This window comes from Nitrospirota bacterium (assembly GCA_016194305.1).
Taxonomy (GTDB): Bacteria; Nitrospirota; Nitrospiria; order JACQBW01; family JACQBW01; genus JACQBW01.
The window spans coordinates 1-24,798 of record JACQBW010000007.1; the positions used below are offsets into that span (position 1 = coordinate 1).

The 24,798-nt window shown below is 48.1% G+C and carries 18 protein-coding genes; 6 read left to right on the top strand and 12 right to left on the bottom strand.

Features of this window, described 5'->3' with window-relative positions; all coding sequences use genetic code 11:
• Positions 1 to 110: 110 nt before the first annotated feature.
• A complete protein-coding gene (locus HY200_02440; protein MBI3593794.1) occupies positions 111 to 1,130 on the top strand; it encodes an IS110 family transposase in 1,020 nt (339 codons plus the stop codon).
• Positions 1,131 to 1,504: 374 nt separating this feature from the next.
• Here the strand turns inward: HY200_02440 and HY200_02445 are convergent, their stop codons facing one another.
• The 4 genes from HY200_02445 to HY200_02460 form a co-directional block, all read right to left on the bottom strand.
• Positions 1,505 to 3,772 carry an NADP-dependent isocitrate dehydrogenase gene (locus HY200_02445; protein ID MBI3593795.1) on the bottom strand — a complete coding sequence of 756 codons (2,268 nt, stop codon included), beginning with the start codon at positions 3,770 to 3,772 and terminating at the stop codon, positions 1,505 to 1,507.
• A gap of 188 nt (positions 3,773 to 3,960) precedes the next feature.
• A complete protein-coding gene (locus HY200_02450) occupies positions 3,961 to 5,274 on the bottom strand; it encodes a cytochrome b N-terminal domain-containing protein (GenBank protein ID MBI3593796.1) in 1,314 nt (437 codons plus the stop codon).
• The gene (locus HY200_02455) at positions 5,274 to 5,777 is read right to left on the bottom strand and encodes a ubiquinol-cytochrome c reductase iron-sulfur subunit (protein MBI3593797.1); all 504 of its coding nucleotides are present in this window, start codon (positions 5,775 to 5,777) and stop codon (positions 5,274 to 5,276) included. The genes HY200_02450 and HY200_02455 overlap by 1 nt, the downstream gene beginning before the upstream one ends.
• A gap of 13 nt (positions 5,778 to 5,790) precedes the next feature.
• Positions 5,791 to 6,081 carry an HU family DNA-binding protein gene (locus tag HY200_02460; protein MBI3593798.1) on the bottom strand — a complete coding sequence of 97 codons (291 nt, stop codon included), beginning with the start codon at positions 6,079 to 6,081 and terminating at the stop codon, positions 5,791 to 5,793.
• A gap of 202 nt (positions 6,082 to 6,283) precedes the next feature.
• Between HY200_02460 and HY200_02465 the strand changes: the two genes are divergently transcribed.
• A complete protein-coding gene (locus HY200_02465; protein MBI3593799.1) occupies positions 6,284 to 6,793 on the top strand; it encodes a hypothetical protein in 510 nt (169 codons plus the stop codon).
• 122 nt (positions 6,794 to 6,915) lie between these two features.
• On the top strand, positions 6,916 to 7,560 hold the full coding sequence (locus tag HY200_02470) for an SUMF1/EgtB/PvdO family nonheme iron enzyme (GenBank protein ID MBI3593800.1): 645 nt from the start codon (positions 6,916 to 6,918) through the stop codon (positions 7,558 to 7,560).
• 22 nt (positions 7,561 to 7,582) lie between these two features.
• Here the strand turns inward: HY200_02470 and HY200_02475 are convergent, their stop codons facing one another.
• From HY200_02475 to HY200_02510, 8 genes are all read right to left on the bottom strand, one after another.
• Positions 7,583 to 8,452, bottom strand: coding sequence for a carboxypeptidase regulatory-like domain-containing protein (locus HY200_02475; protein MBI3593801.1), 870 nt, complete (start codon positions 8,450 to 8,452; stop codon positions 7,583 to 7,585).
• A 66-nt stretch (positions 8,453 to 8,518) separates the two neighbouring features.
• Positions 8,519 to 9,541: a tetratricopeptide repeat protein gene (locus tag HY200_02480; protein ID MBI3593802.1), complete on the bottom strand. Its 1,023-nt coding sequence runs from the start codon at positions 9,539 to 9,541 to the stop codon at positions 8,519 to 8,521.
• Between the two features lie 3 nt (positions 9,542 to 9,544).
• Complete coding sequence (locus HY200_02485; GenBank protein MBI3593803.1) at positions 9,545 to 10,492, bottom strand: carboxypeptidase regulatory-like domain-containing protein; 948 nt, start codon at positions 10,490 to 10,492, stop codon at positions 9,545 to 9,547.
• Positions 10,493 to 10,579: 87 nt separating this feature from the next.
• Positions 10,580 to 14,674 carry a hypothetical protein gene (locus HY200_02490; protein ID MBI3593804.1) on the bottom strand — a complete coding sequence of 1,365 codons (4,095 nt, stop codon included), beginning with the start codon at positions 14,672 to 14,674 and terminating at the stop codon, positions 10,580 to 10,582.
• Positions 14,629 to 15,354 (bottom strand): hypothetical protein, encoded by a 726-nt coding sequence (locus tag HY200_02495; GenBank protein ID MBI3593805.1) that lies wholly within the window; start codon positions 15,352 to 15,354, stop codon positions 14,629 to 14,631. The genes HY200_02490 and HY200_02495 overlap by 46 nt, the downstream gene beginning before the upstream one ends.
• A 251-nt stretch (positions 15,355 to 15,605) precedes the next feature.
• A complete protein-coding gene (locus tag HY200_02500) occupies positions 15,606 to 16,997 on the bottom strand; it encodes a sigma-54-dependent Fis family transcriptional regulator (protein MBI3593806.1) in 1,392 nt (463 codons plus the stop codon).
• Positions 16,994 to 18,172: a hypothetical protein gene (locus tag HY200_02505; GenBank protein MBI3593807.1), complete on the bottom strand. Its 1,179-nt coding sequence runs from the start codon at positions 18,170 to 18,172 to the stop codon at positions 16,994 to 16,996. Before HY200_02505 ends, HY200_02500 begins: the two co-directional genes overlap by 4 nt.
• Before the next feature lie 104 nt (positions 18,173 to 18,276).
• Positions 18,277 to 19,617, bottom strand: a complete 1,341-nt coding sequence (locus tag HY200_02510) for an HlyC/CorC family transporter (protein ID MBI3593808.1) — start codon at positions 19,615 to 19,617, stop codon at positions 18,277 to 18,279.
• Between the two features lie 366 nt (positions 19,618 to 19,983).
• Here HY200_02510 and HY200_02515 point away from each other — a divergent pair, with 366 nt between their 5' ends.
• The 3 genes from HY200_02515 (at position 19,984) to HY200_02525 (ending at position 24,781) form a co-directional block, all read left to right on the top strand.
• Entirely contained in the window at positions 19,984 to 21,720 is a 1,737-nt protein-coding gene (locus tag HY200_02515) for an adenylyl-sulfate reductase subunit alpha (protein MBI3593809.1), read from the top strand.
• 151 nt (positions 21,721 to 21,871) lie between these two features.
• Positions 21,872 to 22,255: a hypothetical protein gene (locus HY200_02520; GenBank protein ID MBI3593810.1), complete on the top strand. Its 384-nt coding sequence runs from the start codon at positions 21,872 to 21,874 to the stop codon at positions 22,253 to 22,255.
• Between the two features lie 30 nt (positions 22,256 to 22,285).
• Positions 22,286 to 24,781 (top strand): sulfurtransferase TusA family protein, encoded by a 2,496-nt coding sequence (locus HY200_02525; GenBank protein MBI3593811.1) that lies wholly within the window; start codon positions 22,286 to 22,288, stop codon positions 24,779 to 24,781.
• Positions 24,782 to 24,798 lie beyond the last annotated feature (17 nt).

Here is a 24,798-nt window from a genome sequence, read left to right on the forward strand (position 1 = left end):
AAATAGACCTGATAGCATTAGAGCGGAGAGGAGAATAGAGATCCCTCGGAGGTTATTCAAAAGGGGCTATAATAGCCTCTTCAAATATGACTTAACCAAGGAGGGATCCGATGAAATTATATTGCGGAATAGATTTACATTCAACCAATAGTTATGTGGTGGTGGTGTCGGAGGACTCAAAGATAGTTCTACGCCACAAATTCCCAAATCATAAAGATAAGCTCATTTCTGCGCTTGCTCCGTATAAAGAACAGATGATAGGTGTTGCAATCGAGTCTACATACAATTGGTATTGGCTGGTGGATGCGATGATGGAAGAAGGGTACAAAGTCCACTTGGCGAATCCCGCGGCGATGAAGCAATATCAGGGGATAAAACATCTAGATGACAAACAGGATGCGATTTGGCTGGCTCATTTGTTGCGGTTAGGCATTCTTCCAGAAGGATACATTTATCCAAGAGAAAGCAGAGCTCTTCGAGATTTACTTCGGCAACGGAGCCGGTTGGTTGTCCACAAGACTTCCATGAAACATACCCTGCAGCAGGTGTTTTGCAATCAAACGGGGATGGTTTTAACGAATACGTCCCTGACACGACTTAACGCAGAATCTCTTGAAACGGTTTTGAGGGAAGAAGATTTAGTTTATAACGGACGAAGCCAATTAATGGCCATTGATTTCTTAGGTGAGCAGGTCAAGGAGATTGAACGATATATCGAGAAAAAGATGGATGGGAAATATCCCTTTAGTCACCTGAGGACCATTCCGGGAATTGGGTTGATATTAGGCCTGACCATTGCTTTGGAAACGGGTCCTATTGAACGATTTGATTCTGCGAGTTCTTATGCTTCTTATTGTCGATGTGTTCCGACAGCGTACTGGAGCAATGAGAAACAAAAAGGTTCTGGAAACAAAAAGAACGGAAATAAATATCTCTCCTGGGCCTATTCGGAAGCGGCTAATTTCTCAATCCGGTATTGTAAAGAGGTCAAGGCTTATTATCAGCGTAAATGTGCCAAAACCTGTCAGCCGGTTGCTTATCGGGCGGTGGCCAACAAATTAGCCAAAGCCTGTTATTACCTGATGAAGAACAAAGTTTCATTTGACGTTCAAAGAGCGTTTTCTTCTTAAGAGTGGGGTTGAGGCAATTAAGCCAGATTTGGGGTTGGAGAAAAACCATCAGACCTGATTGGATGTTGCTTCAACCCTGTACAAAATAAATAAAAGAGATTTTGTTGATCTGCCTATACCATGAGCCCAAAGGGGTTGGCCCGAGGAAGATCGGAGCTATAAAACAATCTGACTGGACATGGGTATGGAACCGAATGATTTCTGGAGCAGTCCGAGGACTGTTTGGGCCTGAATACATGGATTCATATTATTCGGCCTAGATCCTGATGGGTGACTGGAGCAGATCATTTTTCAAAACAAATGACTGACTTCAAACCAATGAAACGAAGGCTGCAGTCACAAAAGACCTTTCTATAAACAGATCAAACGGGTTTTTAAATCAAAAAACCTGCGAGGAAGGACTTTTTTTCTCTTGATCCCCGCTCTAATGGGTGACCCTTTAAGGTCGGACTCGGACGCATTGCTTTAATTGTCTTTTTCTCATCGGGATGATAATAACCGCCCAGATCAACCGGCTTTCCTTGAGCGCCGATCAGTTCAGCCGAAATTTTAGCCTCATTTTCTTCAAGTTGTTTTGCGATTTTTGAAAACCGGGTCTGGAGGGCCTTGTCATCCGTCTGCTGAGCCAATGCCTGCGCCCAATACAACGTGAGATAAAAATGACTCCCTCGATTGTCAATTTCTCCCACTTTGCGCGAAGGCGATTTGTCGCTCTCCAAAAACTTGGCATTGGCCCGGTCCAGGGTATCTGCCAAAACTTTTGCGGTCGGATTGTTGGAAAATTTGCTGAGATGCTCCAGAGATGCGGCCAAAGCAAGAAATTCGCCGAGCGAATCCCAACGGAGGTAGCCTTCTTCCTGGAATTGCTGGACATGTTTTGGCGCGGAACCACCGGCTCCGGTTTCAAAGAGCCCCCCCCCATTTAACAAGGGAACTATCGAAAGCATCTTTGCACTGGTCCCGATTTCAAGTATCGGAAAGAGATCTGTCAGATAATCCCTCAGTACGTTTCCCGTGACTGAAATAGTATCTTTCCCTTCTTTTAAACGCTGTAGTGAAACCTTTGTCGCTTCCGCAGGAGTCATGATTCGAATATCAAGCCCTTTGGTATCGTGGCCTGGGAGATATTGGTTGACCTTTTTGATGATTTCCTCATCATGCGCCCTATTTTTATCCAGCCAGAATATTGCGGGAGATCCTGTGGCTCGCGCCCGGTTCACCGCCAGTTTGATCCAATCCTGGACCGGTGCATCCTTGGTCTGACACATGCGCCAGATGTCCCCTTCCTCCACCAAATGTTCCAGCAATGTCTGTCCTGACGCGGAAACCACCCGAATTTTACCTGCACCCTGGGATTTGAAAGTTTTGTCATGAGATCCATATTCTTCGGCCGCTTGCGCCATCAATCCGACGTTCGGAACACTCCCCATCGTTTTCGGGTCGAAAGCACCATTGGTTTTACAGAACTCAATGACTTCCTGATAGACCGTGGCATAGCTGCTGTCGGGAATCACGGCTTTGGTATCGTACGCCTTGCCATCGGGACCCCACATTTTTCCGGAATCGCGAATAACGGGCGGCAGGGAGGCATCGATGATGATATCGCTCGGAACATGCAAATTGGTTATCCCCTTATCGGAATTAACCATGGCTAGAGGAGGACGTTTCTGATAGACGGCCTGAATGTCTTTTTCAATAGCAGTGCGTTGATCTTCAGGCAGTGATTTTATTTTGACATAAAGATCTCCCAGCCCGTTATCGGGATCGACCCCCAATTTCTGGAATACCTCTTTGTATTTCTCAAAAACCTCTTTGAAATAGACCGAAACGACGTGACCGAAGATTTTCGGATCGGAGACTTTCATCATGGTCGCCTTGAGATGGACGGAAAAAAGAACCCCTTGCTTTTTTGCATCGTCAATCTGCGCCTCGATGAACTCACGCAACACGCGGCGGCTCATAAACGTCGCGTCGATGATCTCTCCTGCCTGAAGGGGAAGCTTTGGTTTCAGGACGGTAATCCCCCCGTCCTGACCGACAAATTCAATTCGTGCGTCGGTTGCCGCTGAAAGCGTTGTTGATTTCTCGTTAGATCTGAAGTCTCCCCTTGTCATATAAACGACGTGAGACTTCGAGTCACGGCTCCAGGGCCCCATCTTGTGTGGATGCTTTCTCGCGTAATTTTTGACCGAAAGCGGCGCGCGACGGTCCGAGTTCCCTTCCCTTAGTACCGGGTTGACAGCGCTCCCCTTAATTTTGTCGTAACGGGTCTTAATCGATTTCTCCTGGTCGTTTTTGGGATCTTCCGGATATTCGGGCAGCTTGTAACCCTGACTCTGAAGCTCCTTAATGGCCGCCTTCAACTGAGGCAGGGAGGCGCTCACATTGGGAAGTTTAATCATATTCGCCTGGGGGGTCTTCGCAAGTTCACCCAATTCGGCAAGATCATCCGGCTGTCTTTGATTCTCGGTCAGCAATTCAGGAAAAGACGAGAGGATTCTCCCGGCAAGAGAAATATCTTTCAATTCCAGTGCCACACCTGCGGCAGCTGCAAACGCGTTGACCATCGGCAGAAAAGAGTAGGTTGCCAACATGGGGGCTTCATCCGTCTTGGTATAAAAAATTTTAGCGAGTTTTGACATCTTGGTTCTCCTTACCTGAGCAATATTAAAATGACTTATTTTACCCGCCCGTCTGAACAAAACAGGCGCGGAAGATTTATTTTTACTACACTGGATCCGCTGAAGTCAACGGGTTCCACCTTGATCTGAGGAACTTTCCAAAATGGGGGTCAAGACCGGATGGAAGGACGTTTTTCCCGGTTAAAAATCTACTTTTTGAGACTGAGTAAATAGGCGGTCAATTCTTCGAGATCCCTGTCCGGAAGCCGGACCGCAGGCATAAAAGATCCGGGAGATAAGGATTGCGGATCTTTAAAATGCGCGATGAGCCATGCCTTATCCCGCTTATCCCCTTCGAACGAGAGGTCGGGTCCTGCCATGCCACCTTTCCCCTGGATCCGGTGGCAGCCTGCGCATGCCATTTTCGCATAGATCCCTGCTCCCCGAACAAGGACGGGGTCCGTCACCGGGATTTTTGAAGTTTCCCGAATGGAAAGACCCAGCATGATAAAAATAAAGATGAGGAGAAGTACACCCGATCCAATGGCAAAAGGACGCTGAACGGGAGCGCGATCCCGGTTCCGGCCCAGAAAAGGAACCGCGAATAAAAAGCCAAAAAAAATCAACGGGATGATAAAGGTGGCCACTAATTCCCAATTTCCCTCGAAGTATTTGAGAAACTGATAATAAAAGAGAAAATACCACTCGGGAACGGGCCGAAAGGTGGTATCGGACGGATTGGCCCTGTCACCCAGATGGGCAGGGAAATAGTTCGCCAGGACCATTAACAGGGCAAAAAGTGCGCCCATGGCGACGGCGTCCATGAAGACCTGCTTTGGATAAAAAGGTTCCGAATGGGACTTTGCCTTCTCATTATCCCAGGGTCCTGCGGCACCAACTCTTCGCAAAATAAAGAGATGTAAGGCCACCAGAGTCACGATAGTCCAGGGGAGAAATAGCGTATGAACGGCAAAAAAGCGGCTGAGCGTGAAAGCGCCCAGATCGGATCCACCCCTGAGGATTCGCGACAGGGATCCACCTATTCCAGGAACGGTTCCCGCCAGGTTAATGCCGACTTGAGTCGCCCAATACGCTTTCTGGTCCCAGGGGAGAAGATAGCCCGTAAATCCAAATACCAGTACCAGCATAAACAGGCAAACTCCGACAAGCCACATCATTTCTCGGGGAGCTTTATAAGCACCATATAAATAGACCTGTAACATATGAAGCCCGATCATCACCATCATTGCGCTTGAGCCCCAATGATGAAGACCGCGAATCAAAGATCCAAACGGAATCTCGTCTTGAATATATCGGACTGAATCATAAGCATGGTCAGGTGTTGGCGCATAATAGATGGCAAGAAGACTTCCGGTAATCGCCTGAAGCACAAAGAGAAATAACGTCACGCTTCCAAAAATATAGATCCAACTGGCGCCCCCGGGTATCGCCTCGTCAAGCAAATGATGAAGAACCGGGGGGAGGTTGAGACGCCGCGAAATCCAGTCTGCGACTTTTCGCATTAGATCTCCTGTTTACCGGATAGTCCTGTCTTGAATTCTTTATAAAGGATAAAGAGACGGTCGTCTTTAATCTGAGTGGGAAGGGTATCCAGGGGTCTTGGAGCAGGGCCCGAAAGGACCTTACCCTCCATATCATAAACACTGTTATGGCAGGGACATATGAAATTTTTTTCCTGATCGTCCCAGTGATAGCCGCAGCCGAGATGGGTACAGAGCGGCGAATAGACGACGACCGGGCCTTCCGGCTTTCGAAAGGCCCAGACGGTTTGAACGGAATTTGTTTTCATCCAGCCCGATGAAAGGGTTCGGTTGATTTGAAATTCTTTTGGCTGATTGACCGGGATACGGTCGAGGGGTCCCATCTCTGCCCAGGCTTCTTCCTCTTTCTTGAAAGCGTGAAGCAGGGTATAGCCAAGAATCGGGTAAGACAAGCAGGCCGCGATCGCACCCGCAATGAGCGCGATCATTTTTCCAAAAAAGGATCTTCTTGTTACCTCATCCATGGAATTCCAGCAACTATTTTTTCGCGCCCAGAACGGCGTCCTTGCAAGCCTTGGCGACTCGAAACTTCAAAACTCTTTTTGCCGGGATCTTAATGGCGGCTCCGGTTTGAGGGTTACGGCCCATTCTTGCTTTCCGGTTGACCACGACCAGTTTACCGAGACCGGGAAAGGTAAAAGCGTTTTTGGCCTCTTTATAGGCGAGGCTCGTTAATTCAACAAGCATTTCATTTGCCTGTTTTTTGGTGACCTCGAGTTTTTTTGCAAGTTGATCGAGAATTTGTGATTTGGTCAACGGTTTAGACATGGGTGACGCCTCCTATGATTTATAAGATTAGTTTTTTCTATTTAAAGATGACGGAAATTACCGATCTTTATCTCATTTCAGGAATAAAAAGGCAATACATTTGTTTCGTCAGATCATATCATTTTTTATTCTATCCACCCGCCCGCCATTGTGATAAAATTCTCTTGATTTCAGTTTCACTTTCAGTTCGTAAAGGATTCCGGTGACTTTACTAAAATTCCTGTTCGCGTTCTGCTTCATGGTTCTATTCTCTCCAAATTCGGACGCGGGAGACCATCAAACCCTTGCCGAGATCTGGCTGGCCCCGGTTCATAAAGATGACGCCGATGGGATCAAGTCCGCATTAAAGAAACATCAGATTGACCGGGTCACCATTCAATTCGTGATGATCGGCACACCCGGCGCGGTCGTCGCAATCGGAAGGAACACCCCTGCGGAAGGGGGCCGCATGGCCATTCAGCTCGCAAGAATTTATAATCGGAAAAAGATTGAATTTCTGATTCCTGAAGTCCTTGTCCCTGAAAATTATGTCGCGGTCGGGACTTCCGCGTATGACGAATCGGCGCTGGTTCCGGTCAGCAGCGAAGACGTCCTTCGGCTAGCTGATCCCTCGCTTTCTGATGAAGCCTTTCATTCTCTTTACCAAAAACTGACTCACGGGGATCAACCTTTCAAAAAAGATTACCAGAGAAAATTCAACAATATCCGTTGAACCGTCATCGCCTGCTGAATACTTTAATCCTTTCCCTAATCTTTTTCATTCACGCCCCTTCGCCCCTATCCGGCACCGAGCTCGAACCAAAAATGGTGCTTGTCAAAGGGGGTTGCTTTGAAATGGGAAACCGGTCTGACGAGGACCTCCCCGGAGCAAAACCTCTCCACACAGTCTGTCTGGGGGATTATTTTATCGGAGAGTCGGAAGTGACGCAGGATCTTTGGGTCAAAACGATGGGAACCGATCCCTTCGCATTTTTCAGATCACCGGATCGCCCGGTGGAAGAGGCCAGCTGGGAGGACGCACAGTTGTTCATCCGAAAACTGAATACGGCCACAAAAACACATTATCGTCTCCCGACAGAAGCGGAATGGGAATTTGCGGCGAGAGACCGGGGCAAGAATCAGCGGTGGTCAGGAACAGACGATCCGAAGCAGGCGGGCCAATATGCCTGGTTTTCCGATAACGCCAAAAGCACGACTCATCCCGTCAAGGAAAAGAAGCCGAATGAATTGGGACTCTATGATATGAGCGGAAACGTTTGGGAATGGGTCGAGGACCGGTATGACGAAAATTACTACACCAAAAGCCCCAAGGAGAATCCCAAAGGACCACTAAAAGGAAGGTATTTCGTGCTTCGAGGAGGCTCCTATAACAGCAAAATCGATTCGATCCGCGTCGATTACCGGTTCAAGGATTCGCCGGACAAACGATTTAACTATTTTTGCGGTTTCAGGCTCGCACTCTCCCCTCCCGAAAAATAAAGCGGCCCGCCCGTGCTTTAGGTCACCGCTGAATCAAAATTGTCGGTTTCGGCATTTTTGAAGGAATCAGCGCTGTATCAAAACGATAGCCGGTTTGAAGATCGTGATAAGGGACGACGACATCTTTCGAACTAAAAACAAAGAGGTCTCTCTTCTCTTCACCCGGCGCTATTTTAACCCGGTGTACCACAGGGGTCATTAATGGATGCCAGGCAATTACATCATATTCCCCCGGCGGAATATCTCCAATCGAAAAACTTCCCTCTTCACCCGTCACGGAAAAATAGGGATTTCCGATCGCGATGCCCCAGTTCTGCATATAAGAATGGACTCCGCACTGTACCCGGAAAATATAGTGATTGGGACGAAACCGGATCTCCTTGATTTCGGTTGAATTCGGAAGCATCGGTTTATTAAACATGGCAAAGGTGTAATCGTCTTTCAAGGTGTAGGTCTGTACATCATGGACAATCGGATCTTTGCTTTCGATCTTAATAGGATGATTGTTCCTGACCGGAGCGACAAAGGGATCGATCAGACAATTTTCGATTTTAAGTTCCGGCGTATAATTGAATGCCTTCCCTTTTGAAACCCCGACAAACAAGACGACCACATTTTTAAATTCTCCTTTGTCAGAGACATGAAATTCCCTCAACAGACGATCTCCATTTCCATCGGAAATGGTGCCGCAAAATTCCATATTCGGAAAGGTAATCAAATGAAACCTCCGGGGAGGAGGCACCACACCCGATAAGGTGACTTTTCCCGAGTATGTTCCCGCGTCTTTCACAAGGGTCTCTTCATAAGCCCACGCTTGAAACCGATTATCGGGTAACAAAAATGCACTCATAAACAGGAGCGTTCCGCAAATGACACCCGTCAATTTAAACATAGTCTCTCCTCCCTTTCCTGCAGCGCTTCGCATTTAAATTTCTTCAGAATTCATTCCGCCATCCGATCAGTTTGTGGCCGCAGACTCTTTCTTCTTCTTCACAGCAGGTTTCAGCTTCAACAATCGATCAAGATATTTTTTGGCCTCAAGATGGTCAGAATCAAAATCCAACACATGCTGAAACGCCGATATGGCAGACTCTTTGAGTTCATCCCGTTCTTGAGGGTCCTGGCTTTCGCCCGCAAGGAGAACTTCGGATTTACCCAGCATAAAATAGACGTCGGAAGAGCGTTGATTAATCTGCGATAAAAGAGCGTACTCTCTTACCGCATCCCGGTACTGGCCCCGCTCAAAATAGACCATCGCCAGTTTTGCGCGAATTTTCGATTCATTCGGATCCGCATCCAGCAGATATTTCCATTCTTTGATGGCCAATTCGATCTCCCCTTGCTTCTCGTAGATCAGGCTTAGATTGTATCTCGCCTCTTCAAATGAGGGATCCAGCCGAAGCGCCTCCTCATACTCTCTTCTCGCGGGACGATACTCCTTCCGATTGTAGTAGACATTTCCCAGCCCGGTGTGAATCACCGCAAGATGAGGGGTTAATTTATTCGCCGCCTGATACGCCGCAAGCGCCTCACTGTCTCTTCCAAGGCGATAAGTTGCGTGCCCCAGGGAGATGAGCGGATGTTCATCTTTTGGAGAGAGTTGAGAAGCCATTTTGAATTCGGCTGCCGAATCGGCCAGTTTACTCCCCTCCATATAGAGCCTCCCCAGCCAGTAATGGAGTGCTGGGCTCTTAGGATTCTTTGCCACGAGTTCCTGGTATAATCTGATCGCTTTTAAACCTTCACGGTTCTGGGTGTAAGTCAAAAACAGCGCCTGATGGAATTTATTGGACTCCAGGTTCAGTTCTACAGCCCGCGTTAACTCTTTCATCGCTTCTGGAAAGCGCCGTTGTTTGTTGAAATCCATCCCCGTGCTGAAATGCTTTTCGGCCTCATCCTGGTCTAACGCCAGGACTTCAAAAGAAACCGCATTAAGAATCATCAGCGTACAGACAATATTTCTCAAAAAAATGATGATCAAACTCTATTTTCCGCTCTCCGGTCCCGAGCAATACGGGGGGGAACAGTCCCTGAGATTTTCATGGTGATGCGCTTCCGGGCCAATCCGGAATTTTTCCTGTATTTCGTAATTGGAATGCCGGATATCAGACGAATCAAATTCAAAATCAAGCGTGACGGTTTCATTGGATGCGATCGTAATTTCTTTTTCCACCTGTTTAAAATGAGGATGCCAGGCCGTAACTTTATATCTTCCCGCAGGAATCTGGTCAATACGAAAGAGGCCGCTTTTCTTGGTTCGATCATAGTAAGGATTGTCGACCAGATAGCCCCAGGTCTGCATAAATTCATGCATCCCGCAGATCATCTGGGCAATTCGCTTGCCGGGTTCCAGATGAATAATGCCCCCGTTTGCCTTGTCTGAAATCGGAATAGGAAAATTCAGGACGATATCCCCTCGTTCACTTTGAAATACTTGTCCATTATGAATGATCGGGTCCTTGTTCACGACGGAGATTGTCTGGTTGTTTCGGATGACATCGACGGCCGGATGAACATGACTCAATTTTCCATTCGTAATTTCATACTGCTCATTGTCCGGGACGTTGGCCGGGTGAAACATGCAGTCGACCGCCATAAATTCGGCATTGATTTTCTGAAAGGGTTTACCGGCCTTCACATCCTGAATTGCAATCACCGTGTCCTGCAGTCCCTTTTCAGGACCGACGATGAATTCGTTGACCACAACATTCCCCTTCCCATCGGAAATCTTTTTGCAAAAGTTTCCAAATGGATAGAGAATCAGTGGAAAGGCCCTGGAATCCGGAACCGGACCCTTGAGAGTGACTTTGCCTGTTAGATTACCTCCCAGGACGACAGGAATGTCCCGGTACTCTGAACCCTTGACTGCATCTGGAGCAAGCCAGGCCATCCATAACAATATTCCGGCCAGACCATACATGAATACTTTCATCGCTTTACCCTTTTTTAAAAAATTAGGCAGGGGGATTGACGCTTCCCACCTGCCTAAAGTTGTTCATAAATCGTACATCCAAATTTCCTATTTTGACTGCTCCAGCATTGTAACAGGAACGGAACCCGCCGGGTGTGCCGGTGGTTCTTCTGCTGTTTTGGGATTCATCATTCGGCTCCCCGCATTGATCGGAAGGAGACTCTTATCCCCAACCGGCAGGACTCTGAGATATCCCCATTGTCCGGCTTCCGCGTAAGGCATACGGTGATTCTGCCAGACATAGGTTCCCGGTAGATGGAAAGGCCCACCTGCTCCTTCTTTAATAAAGACATCCAGATTTTCAGAGCCACCAAACTGCATTGAACTCATCATATCCGCACCTTCCATATTCGGCTTCAAGGGCCATTCGTGGCCTTCCATGCTAAATATCTGGTTTTGTTCGTCATAAGCACCGAAAACATGTATCCGAACAGGGTCGCCGGCATGGGCCGTGATGGTCGGCGTGACCGGATCCTTCTCATCGGTGACACAGGCGGTGAAGAGATTTCCCGCTTCACAACCTTTGTCCTGCCGCCAGCTCCAAGGTTCTATTCTGTAATTCACGCCTGCCAAACCAGCAATATGCTGAAGATAGGGCATGAAAGAAGTACCAATAATATTGTCTTCATCCTGGAAAAAGAGCGACGCATCGCGGTAATCCGCTTTGTCATAATTTTCTGGTAAAGACCTGTCCACGATGACATCGACATTCCATGAATTCTTTAGACTGACGTCTTCGCCCGTTTTTGGATCGCGATAGGTCGAACCTCTCGGTCCGACGATGATTCCTCCAAAAAGACCATCTCGTACGTTGTTGAGAATATTTCCCCAATCGTAGACGATCGCCGCGGTTTCACCATATTCCGCCGGAGCAAAATAGGTATAGGTACGATGTTCTCCCGGACCAATCGTCTGGTCTCCTGGATTCAGTCCCACGTTCACTCCTTGCGAGTCTTTTGGGTCGAATGCAAGCATATCGGCACTGAATGATGCCCGGCCGGCCTTCAATTCATTTTTAAGATTGATCTTGATGCAATCGCCTACATTAACATGAAGCGTCAATGGCATCGGCTGATAATCCGAGGAGACTTTACTCTTTTCTCCTTCCAGCATAAAGATCTTCCCCTTCGGATTCGAAACCTGTAGTTTCCGGTCAAAATCTACTTCGATCATATCCGGAGCCAGATTGTTGAATTTTAGCGCACGATCAACCGCAACCACGTTAAAGGTCTTAACGGGCGCATCCGCAGGACAGACCGAAGCGGCAGACTGAGGAATTTCTTCATGTCCCGGAAGCGGTTTCAAATCATCCGTTTTCTTGTCCAATACCCGGATAATTCCCCAGCTCCCTTCCGAAAGATGAGACGCTCTGCCATTATAGTGGAGATAGTCCCCCGCCATCTGCTGGGCGCCACCGGCCCGAGTCACCAGGTCGTACCGTTCGGCAATGCCGACATGATAAGCATTCCTCAAATCGGAATATTGCGCATAACGTTCCGTTCGAAAGGCATGTCCTGATACGTGCCAGGTATGCGTTTCATTCATCATCACATGAAGGAGCCTGAAAACAATTGGATCTCCCAAATAGGCCTTGAGCAAAGGGGTCGCAGGGTCCTGATTATGGTGCGCCAGACTTGAAAAGACCATGGAAGGGTCCTTGTTATCAAGCAAGCGCCTTGCCAAAGACTCGGTTCGGAAGAAGATTCCCCCTCCCGTCGTATGGGTGCCTCCGTTCAGCATCGTGTGGGAAACCATGTTCAGGTCATCCGGCATGGTAAAGGAGATCGTCTGGCCTGCATCAATCGATGCCTTGACTGTCTGACCTGGGGGGTTCCCTTCGGTGACCACCTGAGCTGTATAGGGAACGGTGTCATGCATATGAACTACCATCTCCCGGAAACTTCCCTTGGTATTGTAACCGACCGTTTCCGTCGTATGAATGTCGGCAATCGGACCGCTTCGAATCTCTTTTCCGGTCTTCGGGTCATGATAAGTCGAACCGACCGGTTCTATGATCATACTTCCTACCCCGCCATGAGGCCAGGTTGTCGCACCCAATGCGTGATCATGCCAGAAAACTGTACCAAGATCCGAATCAACCCAATAACGATACCGAAGATATTCGGCCGAAGCGATCTCTCCCTTTTTGTGGGAATACTTTAAAGGCTCCGTAAAAGTGATCGTATCCCCCTCCATTGATTTGATCCAACGAACTTCCACTGTTTTGACTTCATGCATGCCGATCATAATATCGGCACCGACATGAAATTTCGTGGCTCCCTCTCCCATCTGCACCTTAATACTGGAAGCACCCGCTTTTGCATCGTCGGTCAAAAGACCGTTCATGGGGGCCGGCATCCCCTTGTGTTCTTTTTTTCCAATCATGGTAAAAGGACGCACCGACTGTTCGTATGAATATCCAGTCATGACACCGTCAGACGACTGATTGTCAAATTGGATAAAATGGGGATGAATATTGATTTTTGACATCTGAAAATTCGTGGTGTCATTGTCATTCCATTCGCTTTTCAAGATCACATCGACGCAATCGTAAACATTGGCACGATAAACCAGCGGTCTTGCCAATTCAGGATTGGATCTTGCCGCCGCCTCTTCCTCATGAAGAACATATATTGTCCCATGCGGATCGACAACCGGTTTCTGACTTCCTAGCGCTGTTCCAAGCATGATCGGCGTCTCAATAAAGTGAATGGTATACTGCTTCCGACCAGCTCCTTCGGGACAGAGGCTCCATTTCCCCTGTTCACCCGGCTTTGCCGGCAGTGAAGTCTCTTGTCCCAAAGAACCCTCGCTTCCCGGGTCTGTCGATAGCGCGCCTGTGTTTTTCGCCACATGGAACGGCTCTAACCAGGGCGCCGGACCATGATGCCGTGCAAAGGGGACTCTCTTGCCGAAATGCGGCTTGAAATGCGGCCACGCCAACTTCCCTGTTTTTTCCTCAAAGAGTAATGGGGGCCTTTTCCCGGGCATCGGAGATTTATATTTTGGAAAGGGAAACGCCCCGGTCGCCTCCGTTTCACCCATGGCTTTATTACCATCCCAGTTCCAGTCCCATACCGTCGCGTCATAGGCCTCGATCTGACCCTTCTCATCTGCGGTGTGGCCCGGTTGACCGGCAGGAGGGAGCATCATCTTGACCCACTCTTTAATAGAGATATCGGGGACTTGCTTTGACCAATCGGTTTTGTCAGCAGTGATATGCCATTTCTTGTTATACCAATCCACCGTCTTATCGACCAGTTTATCCGACGTCACGGGTCCTTTCATACGCCCTTTCCGATCCGGAAGTTCTTGAAGCGGAGGCATGATATCTGTGCTGCCAAAGGGATAATTTCCGGACTGAAGCGTATTGTAGACACGCCAATAGGTCCACATTCCGGAGACATAGTGATGCGCGACATGACAGTGCATCAAGAAATCGCCGGCCAGTTGTTGACAGAGGCCCGATCCGCACTCAACTTGCAGATCAAGCGCTTCAGAAGGTCCGATCACCGCAACATCGACACGGTCCGAAGTGGTACGAATCACCGGATATTTCATGGGTCCGTCCGTCCCCGCATTCAACAGTTCATCCCCTTTGCCATCTGCCTTCGGCTGACGAAGCCATCGAATCGTCCCTCCATGGGGATGATGCGAATGGAAAACTTCTCCTCCGCCATGAATGAGGCGATATTTTGCCGGATCACCCATGTAGGATCTCGGTAGCGCGGTAGGGGGATCCCCAAAGGTATAGGCATTGTAGGCATGGGATTCATCTTCAAAATGGAAATATTTCTCCTGCTGCGCCAGGTTGTTCAATCCAAACGGTTCGCTTCGAAAGTTGATCGCACGGGCCGAAGGACGATAGGAGTCTGAGTTCGGATCGCGCTGAGGGATCATCTCACCATGGCGGTTCAATGGTCGGAAAGATTCATCCCCGATTTCATGATAATAAATGGTAAACTCTCTGAAATCATGGGCCATGGGATATCTTTTCTTGTCAAAGGCAATCATCATCTGCCAGCCGCTCTTGTTCCCCTTACCCGTAATCGGGTCAAGATAGATCGCCCCCATCGGTTCCACCATAAAGGCACCGATCATCCCGAGGCTGCTCGATTCGCGTCCGACATGGCTGTGAAGCATGTGGGCCCCTTCCTGTTCGTCTGGACGGATATACCATTATTGATACAATCACCCTGGCTTCCACGAATTGTAAGGGGTTGAATTAAATTAGTTTGTTCTCCATTGTCCACGGCACCTGGATCGTTGTCGTGGGCCCTCGCTTCTTTATTCTTTTTCTCTTCTTCTCTTACTTTTTGAAGATTTTCAGTCAGCACATACATAAAACCAGGATGATAATCGCCCCATTGATTAAGAGTAATCTCGACATTAATCGCGGTCACGTCAAATTCTTTTTTAAGTGCGCCAGCCGGACAATGGCCTCCGCCTGTCACCGTTTCGCTCACCGTTCCAGGTCCAAGAAAGAAACTACGGTCCATTTGCTGCATCGTGGACATTTCCTGAAAGGGTCCCGCAGCATGCTCTTTATGTTTCCCGCCCGAGATTTCTTCCATCAATTTGTTCATGGCAGCGTCAATCTTTGCCGAATCGCCGCTTTTACCTTCATAGGATTCCTCCTGCTCGATCTGTTTCTTCAATTTAACCTGCCAGGATGAATCTTCTTCGGCCGCCGTCGCAACAACCTGATGGTGATGTTCTTCTCCTGCAAGGGCAATTCTTACCGCAAGCGGATTTGTCAACCCGGATAGAAACATCAATAAAGCAATAATCGGGAACATTCTGCTCAAGAGCCCGCTGATCATAAAATTCTCCTCTCCGTTAAAAACTTTTTGATCTTGTTCATAATATGATTCGTCGGTTTCCGAAAAATGAAAGCATTCAGGGATCTGTTCGTATCAATCATGTTGTAAAGATTTTATTAAAAAACGCATTTAACAGAATTTGCTTCAAAATATCAAGACTTTTTTTATCTGATCTGCTCTTTTTGTTTTCGGGGCTCTGAATGGAAAGGGAATGAATGTATCGACTGTCGGAGGGGAATGATATCGTCTTTTCAGGAAGTGGAGAGATGTTCTGATTCAGTTCGATGTTGACGCATTTTATTATAAAGTGTCGCCCGGCTGATACCGAGAAGTTTGGCAGCCTGCGTTCTATTTCCATTCGCCTTTTTCATCGCAATCGCGATTCTTTCTCTTTCCAGGATCTGAATCGCAAAATGAGTGGATTCCTGAAGCGGATCGATCGATTCGTCTTCCGCCGACCGCTCGCTAAATAGCGCTTCCAGTCTGATTTCATTTCCGGGGCTGATCAATACCGCTCTTTCTATGACATTTTCAAGTTCGCGGACATTTCCGTGCCAGGGATAATCCATGAGAATCTTCATGACCTGAGGCGAAATCAGTTTCGGCAATAATGCGTTGTGTTCGCAATATTTTTTTATAAAATGATCCACCAGAAGAGGGATATCCTCCTTGCGTTCCTTGAGCGACGGAAGAAGGACCGGAACGACCGCCAGGCGATAATACAGATCCTCACGGAAAGTCTTCTTTTTAACCCCCTCCCGAAGGTCTTTATTGGTTGCGGCCACCACCCGGACATCGACATGAACGCTTTTGTTGCTCCCTACCGGTTTAAATTCACTCTCCTGGAGAACTCTCAGAAGTTTGGATTGAAAGGCGATCGTGGTATCGCCAATTTCATCCAGCAGGAGCGTCCCGCCATCCGCCTCTTCAAACAGACCTTTCTTATTGCTAATCGCACCTGTAAAAGAACCCCTCACATGACCAAACAATTCACTCTCCAGGAGCGTTTCAGGAAGCGCGCCGCAGTCTACCGTCACAAACGGGCGTTCTCTCCGGGGGGAATTAAAATGTATGGCTCGAGCGATCAACTCTTTACCTGTTCCCGATTCTCCATTGATTAATATGGTCGTATTGCTGTACGCCACCATTTTGATCATTCTAAAAAGGGATCGCATCCGGGGGCTTTGTCCGATAATATCCTTAAAATCCTTGTTCACTTCCACTTTTTCTCGAAGCTGTTCCACTTCCAGTTTCAGATGATAGATTTCGAGCGCTTTCTTGACGACCAGCTTGACTTCGTCGTTATTAACCGGCTTGGTCAGGTAGTCAAACGCCCCTTCTTTCATCGCAGAGACCGCCGTATCCACCGTTCCAAAGGCAGTCAACAGGATTACCAGCGTGTTCGGTGCTTTCTCTTTCACTTTTTTAAGGAGTTGAATGCCGTCCATACCCCCCATTTTCAAATCAGAGATGACCAGATCAAACGGATCTGTCTCCAAACGCCTGACCGCCTCTTCTCCTGACGAAGCGCTCTCGACCTGATACCCCTCTTTTGCCAGAATCTTTTTAAAGAGAGCTCTCATATTCGGCTCGTCATCAACGACCAGAATTCGGTCAGCGGATGGAAGATTTCTGGTATTCATTTTTCCACTTCCTTCTTTTTGACAGGAAAATAGAGATAGAAAATCGTCCCTTTTCCCGGACTGCTTTCAACGGCCATCCTGCCCCCATGTCCCTTCATGATACTTTCGCAAATGGATAATCCAAGTCCCATCCCTTTCGTCTGCTTGGTTGTAAAAAAAGTGCGGAAGATTTTAGGAAGATCATTCGGTTGGATGCCGGATCCTGTATCTTCGACCCTGATGACCACTTCGTTGGATCCCGGCGCCAGACCATGTCCGCGGATCTCTTCTCGATCACTCTGATCAATCTCTCCGCCTACGGTCAATTCCCCCCCATCCGGCATGGCTTCAATCGCGTTAAAGAAAAGATTCACCAGGACCTGCATCACCTGCTGGGGATCCGCCCAGATCTGCGGAAGTTCATCCTGGGTTGTAACGGAAGTCTGAATCTTTTGTTTGAGAGCTTGTCCCGAAATGAGATCGACGGCTTTGCGAATCACCTGGGTGACATCCACCTCGGCAAACTGGGAGGGAGTCGGTCGTCCGAATTCCATCAAATCCCGCATGATTTTCTTGCAGCGGCGGGCCTCTTCTTCGATAATTTTCAGGGAATGATAACGGGGATCACCCGGGTCGACTTCCGTCAACAGGTCCTGGGTAAAACCGAGAACAATCCCGAGGGGATTATTAAATTCATGGGCAATTGAAGCGGCCATCTCTCCTATCGAGACCAGTCTTTCGGAGCTGATGAGCTGTTGCTCCATCTCCTTTTCACGCGTGACATCTTTCGCGATTTCGACCACCCATTTCACCGCTTTCCCGGAGTCATTCCGATCGGTCTTCACCGGCATGAGGAGCAGTTCCTCAAAACAGGCTTCCCGGGTTTGAACGTTCTGATCTTTAAGCAGCACAAAACCGGCTTCGCCCCGTTCAAATGTTTTTAGCGCGGGACAGTAAGTACAGGGCTCCTCCTTATTATAAAAAACCTGATAGCATTTCCCGCCATTTTCATGGTAACCCCGTATTCCGTTCGGACTGCGACGTGCCGCCGCGGAATTAATATAAAGGACATTAAACTGATGATCAATGATTTCAATCGCCTCCGGGAAACCATCCAGGACAGCCTGAAACAGCTGTTCCCGCTCTTCCAGGACTCGAAGACGTTCAATCAAATTCTGATCTTTTGAATGCGGCATAAATTAATCCTATTCCCTTGAAAAAAGGAAGTCAATATCATTTCAATGTCGTGAAATCAAAGTAAATATGGCGCTGGAATTTTTCGGCTGGGAAAGGAAGGCGTCTAGTTTGAAGCTTTGGCTTCCTGGAGCTTTTCAGACGGGAATTTTATCTTTTCGACTTTGACCTTGACAATTCTTCTGAGATCCATGTCGACAATGGTAAACTTGTAATCTCCAAACTGGATGATTTCACCCCCCCGGGGCATATTCTGAAGCTGGGAGAGGACAAATCCCCCCAGCGTCTCGTATTCTCCCGACTCCGGAATTGGAAGCTTATAATCCATATTGAGGTCCCGGACCGATAATGAAGCATCAATCAACAGGGAGCCGTCTTTCAGACGTTCGACCGGCTTCTCTTCTGTGTCATATTCGTCGCGAATTTCACCGACAATTTCTTCGATCAGATCTTCCATCGTCACGAGTCCTTCTACACTTCCATATTCATTGATGACGATCGCCATCTGCATTCTCCTTCTCTGGAGCTCCTTTAAAAGATGGCTGACTTTCATCGTTTCAGGCACAAAATAAGCGGGATGAAGCATGTTTTTTAAAATGAGCGGCTGTTTATTCGCGAGAGATTCAAAGATGTTTTTATAATTGAGGAGCCCAATGATATCATTGATCCCTCTCTTAAAGACGGGGTACCTTGAAAATTTATGCTCGGCGGCATATTTGAGGAGTTCCTCTTCCGATGTATTCAGATCAAGCGCATGAATTTTGGGCCTGGGAATCATGACTTCTTTGACTGAGATATCGGTAAATTCGAATACCGAATGGATAAGTTCCTGCTCGGTCTGGTCGATCAAGCCCTGTTCACGGCCCTCTTTTAACATCAGTTTGATTTCCTCTTCCGAACCATGGGTATTCTCGATAATATTCTTCGATATTTTGAAGGGACGCAGTACGATTCTTGACGAGTAGGTGAGCACTTTCGCCAGTGGAAGAAAGATTTTATAAAGTATATCCATGGGCTTGGCCATGGCAAGCGCAATCTTGTCCGGATATCGAAGTGCCAGGGATTTGGGAACTAACTCTCCCAGTGTGAGTGAAAAATAAGAAACAAAAACAACAACAACGGCGACCGAAAGTCCCTCACTGACCTTCTGGATTGCAGGATTGGGTATCGCCTGGAACAGGGGTTTCAGAACTTCGACCGAGATCACGCCGCCGATCGCGGCAGCTGTCGAACTGATAATGGTCAGTCCGATTTGTACGCTTGCCAGAAATCTCTCCATGTCCTTATGAAATGAGTGGATGATGATCGCACTTCGATCTCCATCCTCGGCCTTTTTCTTAATCTGAGCTTTCCGGGCGGCAATAATAGCGATTTCTGTACAGGAGAAAAATCCACTCACCAGGATCAAAATAAAAATAATGCTCAGATCTAAACCCAAATGACTCATTCTCTTCTCCTCTGACACGCGGATACCCGACGAAATTTAGAATAACATAGTTCCCGGATTGTCACAAGCCCGATTTATTAACATATCATTTACAATAAAATTGTTTGTTTTCTTCCTGACGCCCTCTCAATTTGATTTCGATTGACATTTTTTCATGATTAAGATAAATTGTACCTTATTCCGATGGGATTAATAAAGATTGAAAAAGAGCGAAACAATTTCAATCTGCCGCACAAGGATCCTTGCCTGGAGTCTTACTTAAGAGTAAAATAAATAGAATGGCTTCAGAAAGGACCCCCGGTCTCAATTTAAATCAGAAATGATTTAAAACCATCTTTTATATCCATTTTTCTGCAAGGAGTGTGTGTGGACTTACATCATCGAAACGACGAAATTATTGAAACAGATATCCTCATCATCGGTGGCGGCACTGCGGGCTGCCTGGCCGCAGTCGAAGCGAAAGAAATTAACCCTGCCCTCTCCGTGACGATTATGGAGAAGGCCCATGTTGACCGCAGCGGCTGTCTTGCAGGTGGAATGAATGCGATCAATGCCTACCTGAATCCGGGCGAAACCCCCGAAAGTTTTGTAAAATATGTTCGATTTGATTCCTGTGGCCTGATTCGTGAAGATCTCGTCAAGAGCATGGCAGAACTCTTTGAGTATTCCGTCAAGAAAGTGGAAAAATGGGGTCTCCCGATCTTATCGGATGAAAAAGGCAACTACCTTCCGCGCGGAAGATGGAACATCAAAATTAACGGAGAATCATTAAAACCGATTATTGCCAAAGCGGCTAAACAATCCGGCACAAAAATTCTGAACTGGGTCGTCGGCACGAATTTTATCGTCCAGGGAAATCGCGTTCTGGGCGCCGTCGGCTTCAGTATCCGTCACGGAAGAATGTATATTGTCAAAGCCAAAGCGACCATTATCGCCACAGGCGGCGCTGCCGGCATTTATAAACCCAATAATATGCATGACGCACAACATAAGACCTGGTACAGCCCGTTTAATAATGGTGCCGGGTATGCCATGGGAATCCGTGCCGGGGCCGAAATGACCAGTTTCGAAATGCGTTATGTTGCTCTCCGAACCAAAGACGCGATCGCCCCGACCGGAACGATTGCGCTGGGCGTCAACGCCCCGCAGGTGAACGCCAAAGGGGAAAAATTCATGCAGACGAAATATGCGCATCTCGGCGGCGATGGCGCACCGACTCCCTACCGGGCCTATGCGCCCATCATGGAGATCAAGGAAGGAAGAGGCCCGGTCTATCTCGATACCCGGCACATTACGGAAAAACAGGCCTCGGATTTGAAAGCGGCTTTTCTGGATATGTACCCGTCACAGGTCCTCTACTGGACTGCAAATGAAATCGATCCGAGCAAGGAACCCGTCGAGGTCCAGACAACGGAACCCTACATTGTGGGCGGACATTGTCAGGGCGGCTATTGGATCGATGTGAATCGGAAGACAACGCTGGAAGGTCTTTATGCGGCGGGAGATGTCGCAGGCGGGGCCCCCTTTAAATTTGTTTCCGGATGCTGGGCGGAAGCGGTGATTGCAGCAAGAGATGCTGCGGCGACGGTACAAAAAGTTTCGTTTGGCGATATCGATCCTGCGTGGATTGAGAAAGAAGCCGAGAGAGTCTACCGCCCCTTGTTGAACTACAGAAATAAGCCGGAACAAGGAGTTCTTCCGTATGACATGGAAGTCCGGCTCCAGAAAATTATGGATGAATACGCCGGCGGCGTCTCCACTTATTATGAAATGAATGAAGAACGATTGCTGATCGCACGGAAACAACTCGCAAAAATCCCGTCCCAGTTTGAATACCTGGTGGCCAATGATTTGCACCAGCTCATGAAAGCACATGAAATTATTGACCGGGTGATCGTTGCGCGGGTCCTGGTGGAGCATCTCCTTTATCGGAAAGAAACCCGGTGGCCCTCCTATCAAACACGGATGGATTACCCGGATCGCGATGATGACCATTGGCTGAAGTTCGTCAATTCGAGGGTGAACCTTGAGAATGGCGAGATTGAAATGCTGACGAGGCCGTATGAGCAGTTGGTCCCAGGGGACCGCTACAAACCAAGGTAGGAATCTGCTGAAAATGTTTATCTGCTTCGTTCTCGTCGCTCGGCAATCCTCACGTACGGATCAAGTTCGCTCCGGTTGCCTCGCTCCTGCGGCCTTGCATATAAAACATTTTCAGCAGATTTATTGAAATTAAAAATGAAAAGGAGCTTGAATGCCTGTTTATGTCAATCCCAATGTTTGCAACGGTTGTAACGGAGCCGCCCAACCCCCTTGTATCCGGATGTGTCCGGGAGATCTGATTGTCAAGGATCTCCTGACCGACAAAGCCTATTTAAAATATCCGGAAGATTGCTGGGATTGTCTCCCTTGCGTCAAATCGTGTCCCGAAGAAGCGATTGACTTTTACCTCTCTTACCAGATGGGATTCAAGAATGCTTCGTTAAAACCTCACATTCCCAAAACAAGAGACCACATTGTATGGGAAAGTATTGACACCCATGGAAAAAAAGAGACCTTTACCATTCGCACCAAAATTCTAGACATTGAAATTGATGAAAAAGTAGAAGGTTCGACACCGGCCGACTTTTCCATCTAAAATGCATTTCATTTGAAGAAGGAGCAAACCATGACACCGCCCAATGCACTCCAGGAGAAGAAAGAGGCCGCGGGAAAGATTCCCCATGACCTTTTAACCGAGATTGAATCGTTTGAAGCGCAGGTTGAAAAAGTCCGCCAGGGAAAAATCTCTCTGGATCAGTTCAGACCTTTCAGGCTTCAACACGGTATTTATGGACAACGTCAGACGAATGTGCAGATGTTCCGGGTTAAAATTCCCTATGGAGGATTGAATTCGGACCAGATGGACCGCCTGGCGGATATCGCCGAAGAACATACCAACGGAATCCTCCACACCACGACTCGACAGGATATTCAGCTTCACTGGATTTCTCTCTCAAAATGCGGCGAAATCATGAGAAAAATTACCGAAGTGGGACTGACCACACGGGAGGCTTGTGGAAATACGATCAGAAACGTGACTGGATGCCATAAAGCCGGAGTCTGTCCCTCTGAGGCCTTTGACGTTTCCCCTTATGCCGGAGCCATTTCAAAACATTTCTTGCGAAACCCTGTCTGCCAGAGCATGCCCAGGAAATTCAAAATCAGTTTTTCGGGATGCGCGACCGCCTGCGCGCTCCCCGGAATTCACGATATCGGGCTGGTTGCTGAAAAAAGAATATCAGCCGACCAGAAAGAAATTCTGGGATTCAAGGTGTTCGCAGGGGGAGGATTGGGGGCAATGCCAAGAGTCGCCCATCTTCTTGAAGATTTTATCCCCACCACGGAACTGACCCGCGTATGCGAAGCTATTGTCCGTGTGTTCGACCGATTTGGAAACAGAAAAAATAGAAACCGGGCCCGATTGAAATTTGTCATCGATAAACTGGGAATGGCTCAATTTAATAAACTCTATAAAGTGGAGTACGAAAAGCTCGCTCAAAAGGCCGAAATGACTTTTGGGCTCCCATCGCTGCAGCACGAAAACGGATCCGCGCTCCCTTCCTCCGGAAAGGGTCTGGAAAACGGTCATGCCAAAGAGAACGGAAACGATTATGACTACTGGTTATCCACCAACGTGGAACCTCAAAAACAGTCCGGGTTTTCGATGGTTCAGGTCCGTCTCATCCTCGGAGACATTCAAGCTTCGGAATTCCGGCAGGTCGCGGAGATCGCGCGACAATATGCCGGAGGAAATTCACGCATTACAATCAATCAGAACCTGTTACTCCGCTGGGTGAAAAATGAAAATCTTCCCCGGGTTTATGAGGCTCTTAAAAAAGCCGGACTGGCAAAGGGGGGTGCGGAAACCATGAGCGATATCGTCTCCTGTCCGGGAGCAGATACCTGTGGCATCGCGATCACCTCTTCCAAGCAGATGGCCACCAGCTTGTCTAAATCGCTGGGTAACGGATCAGGAGAAAGTTCCGGTCTTGACGGCATCAGAATCAAAATCAGCGGGTGTCAGAATTCCTGCGGACAGCACCATATGGCGCCCATCGGATTGCACGGGGTTAGCAAAACCATCGGAGAACACACCGCGCCGTTTTATGAACTCCATCTTGGAGGCCGCGATTCGGCCGAAGGGACGACTTTTGCCAAGGCAATTACCAAGATTCCGGCCAAAAACGTCCCGTTGGCCGTTGAAAAAGTTCTTTCACTTTACCGGGAAAAACGACTGGAAGGCGAAAGCTTTGTCCAGTTTACGGACCGATTCGGCAAGAAAGGCTTTACGGAAGAACTTAAGCCGCTTATTCAACTCCCCTCTTTTGAAGAAAAACCCCAGTTTTACTACGACTGGGGAGGGACCCGGGAATTTGAGGTGGTTGACCTGGGACCGGGAGAATGCGCGGGAGGAGCGGACGCGATGATCAAGACCAGCTTCGACGAAGCCGAAGCGGAATTGGCTATTGCTCGGGAACAGAATGAAAATCAACAGGGGGCATTTGCCCTGTCAAAAGCTTATCGGGCCGTCGTTGCCGGAATTAAAGGAATGCTCATCCTGAAGGGACTCGAACCGGCAACCGACACTGAAGCGTTTCAGGCTTTTCACGAACATTATCTGAAAAAGGGTGCTTTCTCGGGAAAATTTGGTGATTTTTCCACTTTTGTCGAGAAATTGGAACGAGGCGGACACCCGTCGTCCGCCGAGGTCTCGCAGGATATCGCACGGGTCGGAACTTTCCTCGAGGAGTGCCGGATCTTGTACGCCCTCTCCGATTCAGAATTAAAACCGGCGGCGGCCAAAACGGAGCATGAAAGTGAGGACGCCAAAGCGACGCGCCAGATTGAAACGGCAAAAAAAGAGGCCGTTGAAGAAGCCGAAAAACTCATCGAAATTGTTCCCAATGCAAAAATGGATTTAAGGGGAGTAAAATGCCCCATTAATTTCGTACGAACAAAATTAAAACTGGAAATGATGGATTCCGGAGAAATTCTCGAAGTTCTTCTGGACGAAGGAGAACCGGCCGAAAACGTCCCGAGGTCCGTAAAGGATGAGGGGAATCAGGTCCTGGGTCTCTCGCAAATTGATCATTATTTTAAGCTCGTAATTAAAAAGCCGTAAGGTTTGACGGACAGCGC

Coding starts and splice junctions, on each gene's coding strand:
- HY200_02440 (MBI3593794.1), top strand. CDS start 111: ATGAAATTATATTGCGGAATAGATTTACATTCAACCAATAGTTATGTG.
- HY200_02445 (MBI3593795.1), bottom strand. CDS start 3,772: ATGTCAAAACTCGCTAAAATTTTTTATACCAAGACGGATGAAGCCCCC.
- HY200_02450 (MBI3593796.1), bottom strand. CDS start 5,274: ATGCGAAAAGTCGCAGACTGGATTTCGCGGCGTCTCAACCTCCCCCCG.
- HY200_02455 (MBI3593797.1), bottom strand. CDS start 5,777: ATGGATGAGGTAACAAGAAGATCCTTTTTTGGAAAAATGATCGCGCTC.
- HY200_02460 (MBI3593798.1), bottom strand. CDS start 6,081: ATGTCTAAACCGTTGACCAAATCACAAATTCTCGATCAACTTGCAAAA.
- HY200_02470 (MBI3593800.1), top strand. CDS start 6,916: ATGGGAAACCGGTCTGACGAGGACCTCCCCGGAGCAAAACCTCTCCAC.
- HY200_02475 (MBI3593801.1), bottom strand. CDS start 8,452: ATGTTTAAATTGACGGGTGTCATTTGCGGAACGCTCCTGTTTATGAGT.
- HY200_02485 (MBI3593803.1), bottom strand. CDS start 10,492: ATGAAAGTATTCATGTATGGTCTGGCCGGAATATTGTTATGGATGGCC.
- HY200_02490 (MBI3593804.1), bottom strand. CDS start 14,674: ATGCTTCACAGCCATGTCGGACGCGAATCGAGCAGCCTCGGGATGATC.
- HY200_02495 (MBI3593805.1), bottom strand. CDS start 15,354: ATGATCAGCGGGCTCTTGAGCAGAATGTTCCCGATTATTGCTTTATTG.
- HY200_02500 (MBI3593806.1), bottom strand. CDS start 16,997: ATGAATACCAGAAATCTTCCATCCGCTGACCGAATTCTGGTCGTTGAT.
- HY200_02505 (MBI3593807.1), bottom strand. CDS start 18,172: ATGCCGCATTCAAAAGATCAGAATTTGATTGAACGTCTTCGAGTCCTG.
- HY200_02510 (MBI3593808.1), bottom strand. CDS start 19,617: ATGAGTCATTTGGGTTTAGATCTGAGCATTATTTTTATTTTGATCCTG.
- HY200_02520 (MBI3593810.1), top strand. CDS start 21,872: ATGCCTGTTTATGTCAATCCCAATGTTTGCAACGGTTGTAACGGAGCC.
- HY200_02525 (MBI3593811.1), top strand. CDS start 22,286: ATGACACCGCCCAATGCACTCCAGGAGAAGAAAGAGGCCGCGGGAAAG.